Origin of the sequence: Vreelandella titanicae, from assembly GCF_014697095.1 — a bacterium.
Lineage (GTDB): Bacteria > Pseudomonadota > Gammaproteobacteria > Pseudomonadales > Halomonadaceae > Vreelandella > Vreelandella titanicae.
Genome location: NZ_CP059082.1, coordinates 1,383,128 through 1,398,912 on the forward strand (window position 1 = coordinate 1,383,128; position 15,785 = coordinate 1,398,912).

The 15,785-nt window shown below is 53.9% G+C and carries 13 protein-coding genes and 3 pseudogenes; 5 read left to right on the forward strand and 11 right to left on the reverse strand.

The window, feature by feature from the left end; genetic code table 11:
* Positions 1 to 215: 215 nt before the first annotated feature.
* Positions 216 to 842: a tyrosine-type recombinase/integrase gene (locus HZS52_RS06530; protein WP_190374363.1), complete on the reverse strand. Its 627-nt coding sequence runs from the start codon at positions 840 to 842 to the stop codon at positions 216 to 218.
* A 148-nt stretch (positions 843 to 990) separates the two neighbouring features.
* Between HZS52_RS06530 and HZS52_RS06535 the strand changes: the two are divergent.
* A pseudogene (locus HZS52_RS06535) lies at positions 991 to 2,427 on the forward strand (IS1182 family transposase).
* Positions 2,428 to 2,595: 168 nt separating this feature from the next.
* Here HZS52_RS06535 and HZS52_RS06540 read toward each other — a convergent pair.
* The 7 genes from HZS52_RS06540 to HZS52_RS06570 form a co-directional block, all read right to left on the reverse strand.
* On the reverse strand, positions 2,596 to 3,051 hold the full coding sequence (locus HZS52_RS06540) for a dihydroxy-acid dehydratase domain-containing protein (protein ID WP_317890289.1): 456 nt from the start codon (positions 3,049 to 3,051) through the stop codon (positions 2,596 to 2,598).
* A gap of 318 nt (positions 3,052 to 3,369) precedes the next feature.
* Positions 3,370 to 4,047: a GntR family transcriptional regulator gene (locus HZS52_RS06545; protein WP_190374364.1), complete on the reverse strand. Its 678-nt coding sequence runs from the start codon at positions 4,045 to 4,047 to the stop codon at positions 3,370 to 3,372.
* Positions 4,048 to 4,154: 107 nt separating this feature from the next.
* A complete protein-coding gene (locus HZS52_RS06550) occupies positions 4,155 to 5,108 on the reverse strand; it encodes a 2-hydroxyacid dehydrogenase (RefSeq protein ID WP_190374365.1) in 954 nt (317 codons plus the stop codon).
* Between the two features lie 34 nt (positions 5,109 to 5,142).
* Positions 5,143 to 6,303: an alpha-hydroxy acid oxidase gene (locus HZS52_RS06555; RefSeq protein WP_223828067.1), complete on the reverse strand. Its 1,161-nt coding sequence runs from the start codon at positions 6,301 to 6,303 to the stop codon at positions 5,143 to 5,145.
* Positions 6,304 to 6,377: 74 nt separating this feature from the next.
* Positions 6,378 to 7,652 carry a TRAP transporter large permease gene (locus HZS52_RS06560; protein WP_190374367.1) on the reverse strand — a complete coding sequence of 425 codons (1,275 nt, stop codon included), beginning with the start codon at positions 7,650 to 7,652 and terminating at the stop codon, positions 6,378 to 6,380.
* Entirely contained in the window at positions 7,649 to 8,188 is a 540-nt protein-coding gene (locus tag HZS52_RS06565) for a TRAP transporter small permease (protein WP_190374368.1), read from the reverse strand. The genes HZS52_RS06560 and HZS52_RS06565 overlap by 4 nt, the downstream gene beginning before the upstream one ends.
* A gap of 67 nt (positions 8,189 to 8,255) precedes the next feature.
* Entirely contained in the window at positions 8,256 to 9,266 is a 1,011-nt protein-coding gene (locus HZS52_RS06570) for a TRAP transporter substrate-binding protein (RefSeq protein WP_223828068.1), read from the reverse strand.
* A 249-nt stretch (positions 9,267 to 9,515) separates the two neighbouring features.
* On the opposite strand from HZS52_RS06570, the gene araD1 reads away from it, so the two are divergent.
* Together araD1 and HZS52_RS06580 are read left to right on the forward strand one after the other, a co-directional pair.
* Complete coding sequence (araD1, locus tag HZS52_RS06575) at positions 9,516 to 10,502, forward strand: AraD1 family protein (protein ID WP_190374369.1); 987 nt, start codon at positions 9,516 to 9,518, stop codon at positions 10,500 to 10,502.
* Positions 10,503 to 10,525: 23 nt separating this feature from the next.
* Positions 10,526 to 12,103, forward strand: a complete 1,578-nt coding sequence (locus HZS52_RS06580) for an aldehyde dehydrogenase (NADP(+)) (protein WP_190374370.1) — start codon at positions 10,526 to 10,528, stop codon at positions 12,101 to 12,103.
* 156 nt (positions 12,104 to 12,259) lie between these two features.
* Here the strand turns inward: HZS52_RS06580 and HZS52_RS24345 are convergent.
* Together HZS52_RS24345 and HZS52_RS06585 are read right to left on the reverse strand one after the other, a co-directional pair.
* Positions 12,260 to 12,388, reverse strand: a pseudogene (locus HZS52_RS24345) (IS3 family transposase); the annotation flags it as partial.
* A gap of 118 nt (positions 12,389 to 12,506) precedes the next feature.
* Positions 12,507 to 12,965, reverse strand: a pseudogene (locus HZS52_RS06585) (IS5 family transposase); the annotation flags it as partial.
* A gap of 348 nt (positions 12,966 to 13,313) precedes the next feature.
* Between HZS52_RS06585 and HZS52_RS06590 the strand changes: the two are divergent.
* A complete protein-coding gene (locus HZS52_RS06590) occupies positions 13,314 to 13,550 on the forward strand; it encodes a hypothetical protein (protein WP_190374372.1) in 237 nt (78 codons plus the stop codon).
* A gap of 95 nt (positions 13,551 to 13,645) precedes the next feature.
* Here HZS52_RS06590 and HZS52_RS06595 read toward each other — a convergent pair whose 3' ends face one another.
* Positions 13,646 to 14,422 (reverse strand): UTRA domain-containing protein, encoded by a 777-nt coding sequence (locus HZS52_RS06595; protein ID WP_190374373.1) that lies wholly within the window; start codon positions 14,420 to 14,422, stop codon positions 13,646 to 13,648.
* Between the two features lie 269 nt (positions 14,423 to 14,691).
* Here HZS52_RS06595 and HZS52_RS06600 point away from each other — a divergent pair, with 269 nt between their 5' ends.
* A complete protein-coding gene (locus HZS52_RS06600; RefSeq protein WP_223828069.1) occupies positions 14,692 to 15,771 on the forward strand; it encodes an ABC transporter substrate-binding protein in 1,080 nt (359 codons plus the stop codon).
* Positions 15,772 to 15,785: the final 14 nt, after the last annotated feature.

Sequence of the window (15,785 nt, forward strand, 5' to 3'; positions counted from 1 at the left end):
CTTTGGCGCTTTCGGCCCTCATGTTACACCACTCATAGGCGTTCTCACTTCCACTGGGCTGGAAGCCAGAGTGTCGACTGCTACTTAACATTGTGGTGACTGCCGAATAAAACCACTGTGTGAAGAATGCAAAATTTTTCCTTACAACAGAAATCGATAAATGTCAGCATTTGGCCGGGCAACGACGGCCCGAAATAGGCCGTCGTTTACTCTCATCAAACTTCTGTCTGTTCTGCCATTTCTAACACGTCATCTACCTCTATCCCTAGATACCTGACGGTGCTTTCAAGCTTCGTATGACCCAGGAGCAGTTGCACTGCCCTCAAGTTTTTCGTGCGACGGTATATCAGCGAAGCTTTCGTACGACGCATCGTGTGCGTGCCATAAATTGACGCATCTAGACCTATCTCGGTAACCCAAGCTTTGACAATACGGGCATATTGGCGCGTAGAGAGATGCTTTTCGCTATTGATTCGGCTGGGAAACAAGAAGTCTTCGTTTCTGAGTTGAGCAAGCTGTATCCAATCCATAATAGCAATGCGGGTTTGCTCGGTAATTTCGAACTGGACAGGTCGATGTGTCTTTTGCTGCATCACAATGGCCCGTGGGGATATGCACGTACCATGGGCTATATCCCGTATTCGTAAATTGACGAGGTCGCAGCCCCGTAATTTGCTATCAATGGCTAAATTGAAGAGGGCGAGGTCTCTCGTCTTTTTGGCGAGCTGTAGGCGAACACGTATTGCCCAGATATCTCGAAGACGCAGAGGCGCCTTCTGCCCAACCAACTTGCCTTTATTCCAAGGTGTAGGTGTATAGGAGATTTCAGTCAAAAAGTTCATGGCATGTTCCTCCATCAGGTGGAGGTCAAAGAATGGCTCAATTCACGCTCGTCATGTGCTAAGGTTAATTTACAGTCGAGGCTCGACCGAGGCTGTGTGAAAACGTAGTGGCCGCTATACTTTGCCAAGGTCTCCAGAGGAAATGGTGATGAAGCGATTCGTGGTAGGCGAGGCCCGAGACCAAAGCACGTTATTCCCTACGCTTTTGGACGACTTCATCGCCGAGGATAACCCGGTTCGTGCCATTGAGGCATTTGTTGAGGGGCTTCACCTTAAAGATATGGGCTTCAAAAGTGTTGATCCGCACGCTACCGGGAGACCGGCTTATCATCCGGCTGTTCTTCTGAAGCTCTACATCTATGGTTATCTAAATCGTATCCAATCAAGCCGCCGGTTAGAGCGCGAGACCCAGCGTAATGTCGAGCTAATGTGGCTGACTGAGCGTTTAACACCCGATTTCAAGACGATTGCCGATTTTCGAAAGGACAATGGCGATGCCATCCGCCGTGTATGTAGAGAGTTCATCGTGCTTTGCCGGCGACTGGAGCTGTTCTCCCAAGCCATCGTGGCCATCGATGGCAGCAAGTTCAAAGCCGTCAACAACCGTAATCGCAATTTCACAGCGACCAAGATGAAGCGTCGCCTTGAGCAGATCGAAGAAAGCTTCAACCGGTATCTCAGTCAGCTAGATACAGCCGATCACACTGAGCCCGCCCTGGCCGAGGCCAAGACGAAACACCTAAAGGAGAAAATTATAAAGCTCAGGGAAGAAACGGCACGATTACAAGCTGTTGAGGAACAGAGGCTGCAATCTCCGGATCAGCAAGTATCTTTGACGGATCCAGATGCTAGGTCGATGGCTACCAGTGGCAGAGGCACCGGGACAGTAGGCTACAACGTGCAGACAGCGGTCGATAGCCAGCACCATTTAATTGTGGCTCATGAGGTGACCAACGTCGGACATGACCGTGGGCAGCTTTTCAATATGGCGAAGCAAGCTCGTGAAGCCACTGGCATCAAGGAGCTGAAGGTTGTAGCTGACAGAGGCTATTTCAAAGGTGAAGAAATTCTCGCCTGCCATAAAGCAGGGATAACGACCTACCTGCCCAAGCCGATGACATCTCCAAACCAGGCAAAGGGCTTTTTCCCAAGAGACGCATTCCGGTACTTGCCTGAAAGTAATGAATATTCTTGTCCCGCTGGTCAGCGGCTCATATGGCGATATGAAACGATAGAAAAGGCAATGAAGCTGCATACTTACTGGAGCTCGGCATGCGCAAGCTGCGCCATGAAAGAAAAATGCACGACTGGCAAACAACGACGGATCAGACGTTGGGAACATGAAGATGTGCTTGAATCTGCGCAGTCACGTCTCGATTGGAATCCAGAGGTGATGCGCCTAAGGTGACAAACGGTGGAGCATCCGTTCGGCTCGCTAAAGGCGTGGATGGGTGCGACACACTTCGCGACAAAGCGTTTTAGAAATGTGAGCACGGAAATGAGTCTTCATGTGCTAGCGTACAACTTGAAGCGCGTCATAAAGATTTTGGGAGTCAATGAGATAATGAGGGCTGCGAGGGCGTAACAGCCCTTTTCCTCTTTATTTTAGGGCTGTGATAGCGACTGTAGCTGGTTTCTGATAGCTCAATGATTTTCAACATCAGTGGTCGGCAATTATAGGAGCCAAGGCTCAGATGAGGCTAACGGGCAGCTGAAGGCAAAGGTTCTTGAGTCGGGCCAGATTTTTCTGTTTTCACACGGCCAGGGCCAAGAGCGGACATTCAGCGTGGACTGATATATCGCATTTCCCTCGACCAATGGAAGACGCGGATTTGGTGGCCCGAAAAAGAAACTCATCGTAGCCGATGTCGCCAGCTGCCAAACGTTTGCACAATGCCCAGATAATGCTTCCCGATCCGATACTTTCATTACCGCGCCATCCATTGAACATGGGGCCGCCCGAAAGCATGATGGCGGGAATATTGACGGTTGGCGCCGCCATCAGGCAGAACAGGGTGGTCTTTTCGCAGCCGGTATCCAGCACCACGCCGTCCAGGGGGTAATCGTGCAGGAATTCGGCCGAATCCCAGGTAAGCCAAGTTGCGTTCCAGCGCCGCTGTCGAACGCCGCACTTTCTCGCGAAAGGGGTGCATAGGAAACTCGAGGAGTTCCCTCCTGCTTCACGAATACCATCCTTGGACTGCCCTATGTTCTCCGGACACTTCTAGCCTATTATTGCGATCATGGAGCATAGCGCTTCTCCTAACCAAGTCGAATTGTTAAAACAAAAGTTGTTGAGGCAGGTTCGTGCCGACAGCCACTGGCTTCAAAACGATCGTTCGGCCCCACGATGAAAAAGGCGGGCTCAGCGCAGTAGAAAAAAATGCGGCCGATTAGTTCTATCTCCTGGGGCTTATCCCGGTGCGTAGTTCCAATCTGTCGGCCACCGACCCCGCGCAACCTGACAGGAGGGAAACACTGTAGTCCCGTGTGCGGTGACCTGTTAGGTGTTAACTTTCAATTACTACTAGCTATTAATATATTCCGAGTAAGCATCAGCCAGTTTGGCTAGGTTCGTCTGAATATAAGAGAGATGAATTTGCATGGCATCTAGCGCCTGTGCCGGTTCGCGAGCCTCAATAGCACTTATCAAGGCAGCATGCTCACTGATAATGGATGGAATACGCTGCTCTTCAAGAAATAGCATCCGTACCCGGTTGATATGTAGACGTACAGGATAAATAACGTCCCATACTTCACTATAACCGGCTGCTTCCGCTATTTTTGCGTGTAATTCTTCGTCAAGGCGCTCGATATCAAGGTAGGTCTTTCTACGACAGGCAGCTTCCTGCTCATCAAGATTTAGCTTCAGATCAATGATCTGCTGTTCAGTACATTGCCTAGCTGCATCCTGGACTAGGGCACACTCAAGTGTGGAACGCGCATAATGCGCCGCCATCACAGTATCCTTCTTAATTGGCGTGACGTAAGTACCCCGCTGTGCAAGGATATCCACGAAGCCATCATACTGGAGCCGGATCATCGCTTCCCGTATCGGCGTCCGGCTAAGACTGAATTCATCAGCAAGCTCTTTTTCCGAAATCTTTTCTCCCGGCTTCAGGGACAGGTTAATTATCCTGTCACGTATAGTGGCGTATGCGAAGCTGCTCGTAGAGACTGCTTGATTGCTCTTCATTATATTCATACTCAATATTCCAGCAGGGCCATAAATTCACCTATATCAGCTTCGCTTAAGTGACTATAGCAAGCCACTCAAGTACGAAACGAAGGCTATCATCAATATCTCACTAGTTAGTTAACCGGCGTTATTAATGGCAACCCATTGAAATGGCAGCGCAAATTTTCAACCACCAAATCACGCATGGAAAAACGGGTCTCCCAAGTTCCACTTCCGGCGTGTGGCTGCAGAACGACGTTTTGCATGTGTTTTAGCGGTTCAGGCACATGTGGTTCGTTGCGAAAGACATCAAGACCTGCCGCCCCCAAGGCTCGGGTCTCGAGAAGCTCGATAAGACTATCTTCATCAATCACACTGCCTCGTGAGACATTGATCAGACAGCCAGTGTTGCCTAGAGCAAGCATGACCTCACGGTTTATGATCTTGTCAGTGTTAGCACCGCCCGGCAACGTCACGATTAGAATGTCACTCTCCTCAGCAAGTCGAACCAAGTCACTATAAAAGCGATATGGCAACTCAGGTTTTTCAGTGCTTGCATAATATTGCAAAATACACTGAAACGCCTGAAGCCTGCGAGCGATAGCCTTGCCAATGCGCCCCAGGCCGACCAGGCCAACACGCTTGCCATTGACCTGAGCTGAGAGCGCCATAGGGCCTTGCCTTTCCCAGGAGCCGTCACAAACGTATCTGTGCGCAGCAACGATATTACGCCTTACCGCAAGTGTTAGCCCCACTGCTAGATCGGCGACATCTTCAGTCAGTACATCCGGCGTGTTAGTTACGGCAATATCACGCCGGGAGGCCTCTCCGACATCGACACCGTCATACCCCACCCCAAAGCAGCTTATGACTTCCAGCGCAGGCAGCCGCGACATAAGTTCGGCGCTTACTTGCTGTTCTCCTGTATTCACCACGGCACGGAAATTGCCTTCACAAGCTTCAAGACACGCCTCAAGAGAGCCATGCAGCCAGTAGGCGATAGGATTCGCGAATTCGCTTATTGCCTCAAGAATATCGGGGGACTTGGGGCCAAAAACAAGAACATTCGGAATGTTTTGAGTATCCATAACTAGTTCCATTCTGATGGAAAGTGGGCAAACATCAACGAGACGATGACACCATTAGAGATGCGGAATCGAGTTCCGAGAGGTCGTTACAGCCTAGGAGGCCGAGTATTCGATCCATCTCCTCACGGATGATGTTCAAGGCATGCTCAGCGCCCTCCTGGCCACCTGCCCCTAAGCCATAGAGTGTGGTTCTGCCGAGTAACACAGCGTCGGCTCCCAATAGCCGGGCCTTCAGGACATCGCTGCCACGTCGGAAGCCACTGTCGACGAGTATGGCGAGCTGATTCCCGACTTTTGCTCTGATATCGGCAATTAGCTCCATCGGGGAAACGGAGTAATCCAACTGACGCCCGCCATGGTTCGAGAGTACGATCCCGTCGACACCGACTTCTACTGCGGTGGCTGCTTCTTCGACAGACAGAATACCTTTTATGACAAGCCGGCCCTTCCACTCGTCCCGGAGCCAACGGATGTCATCCCAGTTAAGCGAAGGATCGAGCTGTTGGCCTAACACAGCGGCTGCGCCCTTTACCGACGTCTCGCCAGGAGGCAGCAGGTCGCCAAGATTCTTGAATTGAGGTATGCCATCGGGAATTAGTACATCATTGAGCCAGCGCGGCTTGGTTAACACGTGCAACTTGTTTCTCATAGTTAGCACTAAAGGTCGTGAATAGTTTCTTCTGTCCCACTCACGGTTACCAAATATAGCACTGTCGGTAGTAACAACGATCGTATCGTAATTGGCCTCCTTGCAGCGCTCGACTAACTTCTTAACGTAATCACGGTTGCGATAGAAATAAATCTGCATCCAATGCCATAGGCCATCTATCTTAGAGATGTCTTCCAAGGAGGTGGTCGAGGCATTGCTGAGGGTAAAAGGAATACCGTAGTGTGTCGCTGCCCTAGCTAACTTCGTATCACCATCCTTAGTCACCATGCCATTGAAGCCGGTAGGCCCGATCAGCACTGGCATAGAAATTTTTTTACCAAAAATTGACGTCTCCAGGCTGCGCTGCTTGCTAACCTTCGTTAGCGTTCTGGGAGTAAAGTAATACTTGTCGAAGATCGCACGATTACGCTCAAGAGTCACTTCATCGTCTGAGCCGCCATGAATATACTCATAGACAAAATTAGGTAGACGACGCTTGGCAATCGCACGTAGCTCCTCGACATTGACAGCCTTGCGGTAATTCAATCCTGAGTAAGCACACCTATCCATTTTATACCTGCTATATATTGGTTAATTCTGATCAGTTGATTAGTGCTCACCTACTTAGACAACCATTCCATGGGAACAGTAACTATCTGCGGGAAAAGTATGAAACTGATCAATACCGCAAAATACATTGCCAACATCGGCCATATACCTTTCGTTATATCTAACAAACTTATTTTACTTATACTGCAGCCCACATAGAGCACAGTTCCTACTGGCGGAGTAATTAATCCGATAGACAGGTTGATAACCATGAGGACACCGAAATAGACCGGATCGATGCCCAAACTTTCAACTACAGGAATCAGCACCGGCGCAAAAATTAGAACAGCGGGAGTCATATCCATTACGCAACCGACAAGTAGCAGGAAGGCCATGATAATCAGCAACATGACGGTCGGGTTTTCGGTCATACCTCCAAGTACTGTTGCCAGTTCCGCAGGTACACGGGCCACCGTAATTGCATACGCAGTAACAATTGCAGCAGAGGCGATCAACATCACAATTGCAGTTGTTTTCGCCGTCCCGACCAGTACATCATAGAGTTGACTGACCTTGATCTCTCGGTAGACGAAGCTTATAAGCAGCGCATATACGGCGGCGATCACGCCAGCCTCGGTCGGCGTGAATACGCCGCCGCGCAACCCTATGATAATAATGCCCGGTAGCAATAGCGCCCAGAAAGCACGCAAGAAATAGTGCAGGCGCTCGCGTCCGGTTGCCTTCTCAACACGGCCGGCTGTTGTCGTTCTTGATAACAGATACCAAACCAGCATCATGCCCAGGGCCATAATGAGCCCAGGGACGATGCCCGCCATGAATAGTTGAGTAATAGATACACCACCCACTACGCCGTACAGAATCATGGGGATACTGGGGGGAATGACTGTACCAATGATGCCTACCGACGCCACTAAGCCCGTAGTACTATTTTTATTGTAACCTTGAGCAACCATCATAGGGATCAGAATAGCGCCCAGTGCAGCGGTATCGGCAACGGCCGAGCCGGACAGACCAGCAAACACAACACCGGCAATGATTGCTACATAACCTAGGCCACCGCGGAAATGCCCCACTAAGGAGGAGGCAAAATCGACAATTCGCTTCGAGACACCTCCCGCGTTCATGATTTCCCCGGTAAGGATAAAGAACGGTATCGCCATAAGGGAAAAGCTGTTGGCACCGGTAATAAGATACTCTGCCAATGTGCTCGTGTTGAAAATACCTACGAGAAACAACATGACCGATGCAGCAATCATCATAGCGAAGGCAACAGGCATCCCGATCAGCAGCAACGAGAACAGTACCAGCAAAAACTGCCAGATCATGACTCTTCCTCCATAGCTTTTTCCGTCTCTTTATGGTCGCTGGGCAAATTTGCCCATGGCGGCGCACTCTTGTTGAATAAAACAAAACGTACCGTATGGATCACAAAGATGATCGACATGAGTACGACAGAAACTGCGCCAGCGTAGTAATAGGTATTCACTGGAATATCAGATGTCGGGCTACCTATCCCTGCGTTCAATTCGATGAGCCCGAGCAAGCCATCAAGCGCCAGAGCTAGCACACCCACAATTAATACTGTCGAGACTGTATATAAAATCTTTTGCACAGACAGGTTAAGCTTGCTGACGAGGATGTCTACGCCAAGGTGGCTCTGTTCCTTAACGGCGATCACCGAGCCCAAAAAGATGATCCACACAAATAAATATCGAGCAACCTCGCCCGACCAGGCCAGCCCGCTATTGAACATGTAGCGCAGAACTACATTCAGAAAAACGAAAATTACCATCAGGGTTAGCGATACGAAAATCGTTCCCTTGAGTAGATGCTCTAAAGCATTCAATAACTTAAAATTCATAACGACTTCTCGGGAATGGGGGGACTACTATTACGGAGCCATGCTTCTGGCATGGCTCCGCACACCGTTACTGCTCCGAGTAGTTTCTTACCTTGTTTACCAGGTCTTTAGCCCAGTCATACTCTTCATAAAAATCTTCGTAGAGAGGATCCATGGCATCGACCATGTTCTGGCGGAAATCATCGCTCGGCATATGAATAGTCAGGCCTTCCTCTTTAAGCTTGGCCTTGATGTCTTCTTCAGACTCCTGCATGAGCTGCCATTCCATTTCCATCGCTTCTTCGGCAGCTAGCTTGATGACATCCTGGTCCTCTTCGCTCAAGTTATCGAAGAACTTCTTATTCATGAGGTAAATATTGGGGCTGAACATGTGCCGGCTTTCTAGAACGTTGCTTTGAACTTCATACCAACCGGAATTGTAAAGCGTGGCATAAGGATTGTCCTGACCATCAACGACCCCCTGCTCCAGCGCCGTAAAGATTTCCGAGAAACCCAGCGTTTGCACGTTGGCGCCCAGTGCCTGGCCAACATCTACATACATTGCAAGGTTAGGCATCCTCATACGAAGCCCTTCGAAGTCCTCCATGCTAGTGATCGGACGATTGCTCGAGACCACTCGGAAGCCGTTCGCTGTCCAACCTAGCGGTTCCGTACCTAGCTTGCGGAACAGCGGCTCGATTTCGTCACCGACTACACCATTTAGCAAAGTGTTGGCCTGATCGTATGTTTCGAAAAGAAACGGCCATTCGGTAAAGCCAATCTTGGGTTCTGCCGTTTGGAGACCCATGCCAGCAACGACCATCTCAATAGAGCCGTTTCGCACGCCATTAGTGTACTGGCGCTCATCTCCCAGTTCGCTATTGGGAAATATCTGCACAGACATGTCGGAATTCTCTTCCACTGATGTCTTGAAATGTTCCCGTAATGCGACGTTTTGTGGATGATCTTCGGCAAAGTAATTTGCAACCTTAATTGTGGCTGTGCTTTGAGCCTGAGAATCCAAAGCAATCATCATTGCGGAAGCCGTGACTAGCAGGACGAATCCTTTCTTTGCCTGCACCAAATTACACTCACTCATGCTAAGACCCTTAATTTTATATTGATATTATCCGATGCCTATGCCTGACAAGTTTCAACTGGCACTCAGCGCTGCAACGCTCACCGGATCGATCGGTTGAGCTTATTTCACAATGAGATATACTAGTATACTAGAATCTATTTTCATCTAGACTTTAGTCATAACCGATGAGTCTTCCGTAGGCCTTTTGGCCTTGCTTGGCTGATTCGGCATCAACGCGTCATTGAGAACCTAACCAACGGAGGTCGCATGCGATTGATTCAATGTGTATATCAAGGCCAGGTGCATGCCGCCCAGGTCGAAAGTGACAGCCAAGTTCGGCTGCTCGATGCAGATACCTACAGCCTGGCCCGCCGCGCCATCGCCGCGGGGCGCTCCTTGGCCGACATCGTCGAAGCCGCAGCGACCGAGACCCGGCTCGACTATGCCCAGTTGATCGACGAAAAAAGCCTGTTGCCCCCGCTGACCCATCCGGACCCGGCTCACTGCCTGGTCACCGGCACCGGACTCACCCACCTAGGCAGCGCGGACACGCGCTCGGCCATGCATGCCAAGACGCAAGTCAGCGAATCCGAACTGACCGACTCCATGCGCATGTTCAAGTTGGGAGTCGAGGGCGGCAAGCCCCAGGCTGGCACCCCCGGTGCCCAGCCGGAATGGTTTTACAAGGGCGACGGCGCCTGCGTGGTGGCCCCCGAGGCCGAGATCCCCGTGCCGCACTTCGCCGAGGACGCTGGCGAGGAGCCAGAGCTGGCCGGGCTCTATGTGATTGGCGATGACGGCCACCCGTGGCGGGTGGGTTACGCTATCGGCAATGAGTTTTCCGACCACGTCACCGAGCGCTTCAACTATCTGTGGCTGGCCCACTCGAAACTGCGGGCCTGCAGCTTCGGCCCCGAACTAATGGTAGGTGAACTGCCTGCGCATCTGGAGGGGGTCAGCCGTATCGTGCGTGACAACGAGACGGTATGGGAGAAACCCTTCCTCACCGGTGAGGTCAACATGGCGCACAGTCTGGCCAACCTCGAGCACCATCACTTCAAATACGTCGGTTTCCGTCGGCCCGGCGACGTGCATGTGCATTTCTTCGGCACCGCCACGCTGAGCTTCGCCGATGACATTCGCACCCGCGAGGGTGACCGTTTCGAGATCAGCCTCGCCGATTTCGGCCGTCCGTTGCGCAATCCACTACGCTTTGAAGCGGACAGCGCGCCTATCGACGTGAAATCGCTTTGACAGCAAACAGCAAGGAGTTCGACATGACCCTAGAAGGCAAGTTACTCATTGGCCAGGACGCCGTCAGCGGCAGTTCCAAGCCCATCAACGCCATCAACCCGGCCACCAACGAGATCCTCGAGCCGACCTACTTGGGTGGTACCAAGGCTGAGGTCGAGCGTGCCTGTGAGCTCGCCGAGACGGCCTTCGCCACCTATCGCGAGACTTCTCTCGAGGAGCGCGCGGTATTCCTCGAGACCATCGCCAGCGAGATAGAGGACATCGGCGATGAACTGATCGAGCGCGCCATGGCCGAGTCCGGCCTGCCCAAGGCCCGCCTGGAAGGTGAGCGCGGCCGTACCTGCGGCCAGCTGCGCCTGTTCGCTTCCGTGGTGCGTGCCGGCGAATGGCTCGACGTGCGCATCGACCCGGCCATGCCGGACCGCCAGCCGATGCCGCGCGCCGACCTTCGCCAGCGCCATATCGGCCTGGGCCCGGTCGTGGTGTTCGGTGCCAGCAACTTCCCGCTGGCCTTCTCGGTGGCCGGCGGCGATACCGCCTCGGCCTTGGCCGCCGGGTGCCCGGTGATCGTCAAGGGCCATTCCGCCCACCCCGGCACCTCCGAACTGGTCGGCCGTGCGGTACAGCGTGCAGTGAAAGCGCGCGGGCTGCCTGAAGGCACCTTCTCGCTGATGTTCGGTTCGGGTAGCGAGATCGGCCAGGCGCTGGTCGCCGACCCGCGTATCCAGGCGGTGGGCTTTACCGGCTCGCGGAGCGGCGGTACCGCGCTGATGAAGACCGCTCAGTCGCGTCCGCAGCCGATCCCGGTATATGCCGAGATGAGCTCGATCAACCCGGTGTTCCTGATGCCCGAGGCGCTCAAGGCACGCGGCAAGCAGATCGCCGAAGGCTTCGTCGGCTCGCTCAACATGGGTGCAGGCCAGTTCTGCACCAATCCTGGGCTGGTGATTGCGGTCAAGGGCGCCGAGCTCGATGCCTTCGTCGAGGCCGCTGCAGAAGGCGTGAAGGGCAGCGCGCCCCAGACCATGCTCACGCCGGGCATCTACGATGCTTACCAGCAGGGTGTTGGCCAGCTGTCCAACAGCAGCAAGGTGCGTGAAGCCGCACGTGGCCAGGTGGGCGAGTCGCCCAACCAGTGCCAGGCGGGGCTGTTTGTCACCACGGCGAACGACTTCCTGAACGAGACCGAGCTGCAAGAAGAAGTGTTCGGTTCTACCTCGCTGGTCATCGAGTGTGCCGACCAGGATGAAGTAAAGCGTGTCGCGGCCCAGCTCGAAGGCCAGTTGACCATTACCCTGCAGATGGACGACGGCGATCTGCAAGCGGCCAAGGCGCTGATGCCGGTACTCGAGCGCAAGGCCGGGCGGATTCTCGCCAACGGCTGGCCAACCGGGGTCGAGGTGTGCCACGCCATGGTTCACGGCGGGCCGTACCCGGCGACCTCCGACAGCCGCACCACCTCGGTAGGCAGTGCTGCGATCTTCCGCTTCCTGCGCCCGGTGTGCTACCAGGCGTTGCCGGAAGGGCTATTGCCCGAGCCGCTCAAGGACGGCAACCCATGGCAGCTGTCGCGCTTGGTGGATGGCAAACGCGAAGCGTAAGCAACCCCATGGAAAGCGGCCTATCTCGCAGCCTGTCAGTAGAGGGCAGCCATGGGCTGCCCCTTGTTTTATCAGAGTGCGCGAAAAACCCCGTACTTTTTGAGTGCGGGGTTTTTCGCGCACTCTGATAACCACCGCTAAGTAAAGCCAGCCTTAGTACGTTCGGATGTAAGTGATGTCCGTCACCCAAGCAACATTTGGCGCTGTTACTTCAAACTGATGGTCTAAATGGTTGAGTGATACAACAGCTGGTTTTCCACCGCCATAGCTGCCAGGGCGTCGTTTACCTTCACCCTGGCGCAAACAGGCAATCAGTTCCTTCTTGAGCGAGCCGCGCGGCAAGAGGTAAAGCGCGTTGTAGATGGCTTCGTGGGAGATGTGGCGGTCAGTGTTAGAGCGCCTTTCAAAACTGTCGCGTGAGTCGCTTCAAGCAGATCAGGGAGCAGCCCAGTAAAGTGAACGCATAGTGGATGTCAGTACGCCGCTCATATCGTGTTGCGAGCCGACGCATCTGTTCCAGCCAGGCGAAGATTCTTTCAACCACCCAGCGATGTCGTCCCAGTCGCTGAGTATCTTCCACACCACGTCTGGCTATACGAGCCTGAATATGGCGTCTACTGCAGGCACGGCGACAACGAGCAAAGTCGTATGCCTTGTCGGCGTGAAGCTTACGAGGTCGCTGGCGAGGACGACCCAGACGACCAGCGACGGGGGGTACCTCGTCTAGCAGGACAGATAGGGGAACACTGTCATGCATATTGGCCCCGGAGAGAACGACCGCCAGCGGTGTTCCCTTTCGATCAGTCAGTAGGTGCCGTTTAGTTCCGGGTCGCCCACGGTCTGTCGGGTTTGGGTCGTTAGCCCCCTTTTCATGCATCTAGTACCTGATAAACCAACTACTAAAATTAGCCTAACATAAGCTGCTTAAGAAGACTGAGGCTAGTGGGCATGATATTTCAACGTTTCGCCTACCCTTTAAATTGATCTTAAACGGCGCAATCCAGCTGTCCGAGATAGATAAGCAGAGACTTGCGTTGACTACGGAGTAACGTTCAAGTGTCTTTCTTACGCTCACAGACTCAACCTACCGAACGAGACAATCAAAAACAGGAACCTGCAATCACTCGCAGCCCCCTGTTTTTTACCACCTAATCTTCCTTAGCTCTTTCTGATTGGGCGGTGCGCCTACCTTGATTTCGCTGAGTTTCTCATGCGAGAGGCCGCGGTAGAGCACGAACATCATGATAAACATAGGCAGGCTGAGGACGGTGATCACTTTTTACAATACGGTCAGCCCGGCATCGCCCGCCAGCACGATAAGCATGGCGGCCAGCATGCCTTCGGAGACGCCCCAGAAGACCCGCTGGTGTGCGCTGTCGGTACACAGCATATCGACGACCAGGGTGGCTGCGTTTCTCCTCCGGATGCTTCAGTTGAAGCCCTCTAACATGGCGTGATTGCCGTTTTCAGAAAGCAGCTCTGGCTCAAGGGTGCTTGATGCACGAAACGGTTAAGGTTCCTCTATAACGCGTCGGGGCGGCGCTACGCACTACTCTGCGGCGCCGCCGACACAGTGAGTTCAATCGCATCATGCCGCCAAAGCTCATCGTCGTAATCGATGGCTCGGCCATTCTGGTCGTAGTTGATGCGAGTGACGCGCTGAGCAGGCCCTCCTGAGGCCGCGCGCAGTGCCTCAGCCGCACGACAATGCAGCACCGTGGAGCAGAGCTCGAAGCTGACACGGCTGATGCGTATGCCGTAGTGGCTGCGATAGAGCTCGGTGAGTGAGCAGGTCACGAGGTCGTGCGCGAGAATCCCGGGGAAGCAGTCCGCGCGTAGGTAGTGTTCGACATATAGCACGGGGCGCCCATCGATACGGCGTGCCCGGATGATGTGGAAAACCGGTGCTCCTTCCAGGATACCCAGACGGGCCGCTACCCTGGGTTGGGCGGGGCACTGGGTGGCTTTGAGTACCTCGGTTTCCGGGTGGCGCTGCTGGGACGCTACCATCTCCTTGAACGGCAGAGAGGCGAGTAAGTCGTAGCGAAGACGAGGCGGGGAGACGAACCAGCCGCGGCGGCTCTCCCGATAGATGCGACCTTCGGCCTCCAGTTGCATCAACGCCTCACGCAGTGTGATGCGTGTGGTTGAGAAGCGCTCCATCATCTGTCGTTCGGAGGGTAGGCGCCCAGTGGCAGAGGGGGCCTCCTCGGCCAGCATGCCCAGTAGCGCCTGCTGAAGGCGGCTGGTCGGTGGCGTCAGACAGGGTGAAGCGTTATTCGCGCTAAATGGCGTGGCGTGTGGCAGCGTAGTGGTCAAAGGAAGCTCGCTTCTGGTCTAGTTCAGACTGCGTAAGCTCGCACGCAGTCGTCTGCAGGCTATTTTAGCGAAGGTATCATGTCAGGGTGATGACATGTCTGAGCTATAACCGCCAATTTCAGCAGCAATTGCCGCTATTGTAAGTACATGTGAATGTCATTCAAGCGACATGCCTTTGTCATTTCCACCCCCTAGTATGCCTTTTGTCAGCCGTTACTGAACTAGACCAGATGGCGGCATCACCCTGACTAACCGAATGAGGCCATACTGTGAATCCGACACGCTCGTCGCTGCTGCAACTGACGCTAACCGCTGCGCTCGGAACGGCGCTTCTCGCAAGCCCGGCCCAAGCGGATACCGACCTGTCCGAACTGATCGCCGCTGCCCAGGAGGAGGGGCGCGTCGATAGTGTCGGCATGCCGGACTCTTGGGCCAACTGGAAAGACACCTGGGCCGACTTGCACGAACAGTATGGTCTGGAGCACATGGATACCGACATGAGCTCCGCCGAGGAGATAGCCAAGTTCAAGGCCGAGGGTGAAAACGCCACCGTTGACATCGGTGACGTGGGCATCAGCTTTGGCCCCATCGCCGTGTCAGAAGGCGTGACTCAGCCCTACAAGCCAACGACCTGGGAAGAGATTCCCGATTGGGCCAAGGATGAGGACGGCCACTGGGTGTTGGGCTATACCGGCACTATCGCCTTGATGATCAACAAGCAGCTAGTGCCGGAAGCGGAACGGCCGCGCACCTTTGCTGACTTGCTTGAGGGCGACTACAGCGTAGCGCTGGGCGCCGTAGGGCAAGCGGCTCAGGCTAACAGCGCTGTGCTCGCCGCCGCCTATGCCAACGGTGGTGATGAAAATAACCTGCTGCCAGGGCTGGAGCTATTTGCCGAGCTGGCCCGCCAGGGGCGGTTGTCACTGGCGGATCCCAGCATCGCCAACCTCGAGAAGGGGGAGGTCGAGGTTGCGCTGATGTGGGACTTCAACGCTCTGAACTACCGTGATCAGATCAACCGTGATGCCTTCGATGTGGTCATTCCTGGCGATGCCTCGGTGACTTCTGGCTACGCCACCATCATCAACAAGCACGCCCCGCATCCTAACGCGGCCAAGCTGGCTCGCGAGTTCATCCTCTCTGACGAAGGGCAGTTCAACCTGGCGGAGGGATATGCCCGCCCGATTCGCGCCGAGCACCTGACCCTCCCCGACGAGATCGCCGCCAAACTGCTGCCCAATGAGCAGTACGCCAATGCCCGTGCGGTAGAGGATTTCGACGCCTGGGAAATGAGCGCACGGCAGTTGCCGAGCCAGTGGCAGTCCCAGGTGCTGATCCATCAGCAGTAACCGCCTCCTCTTTC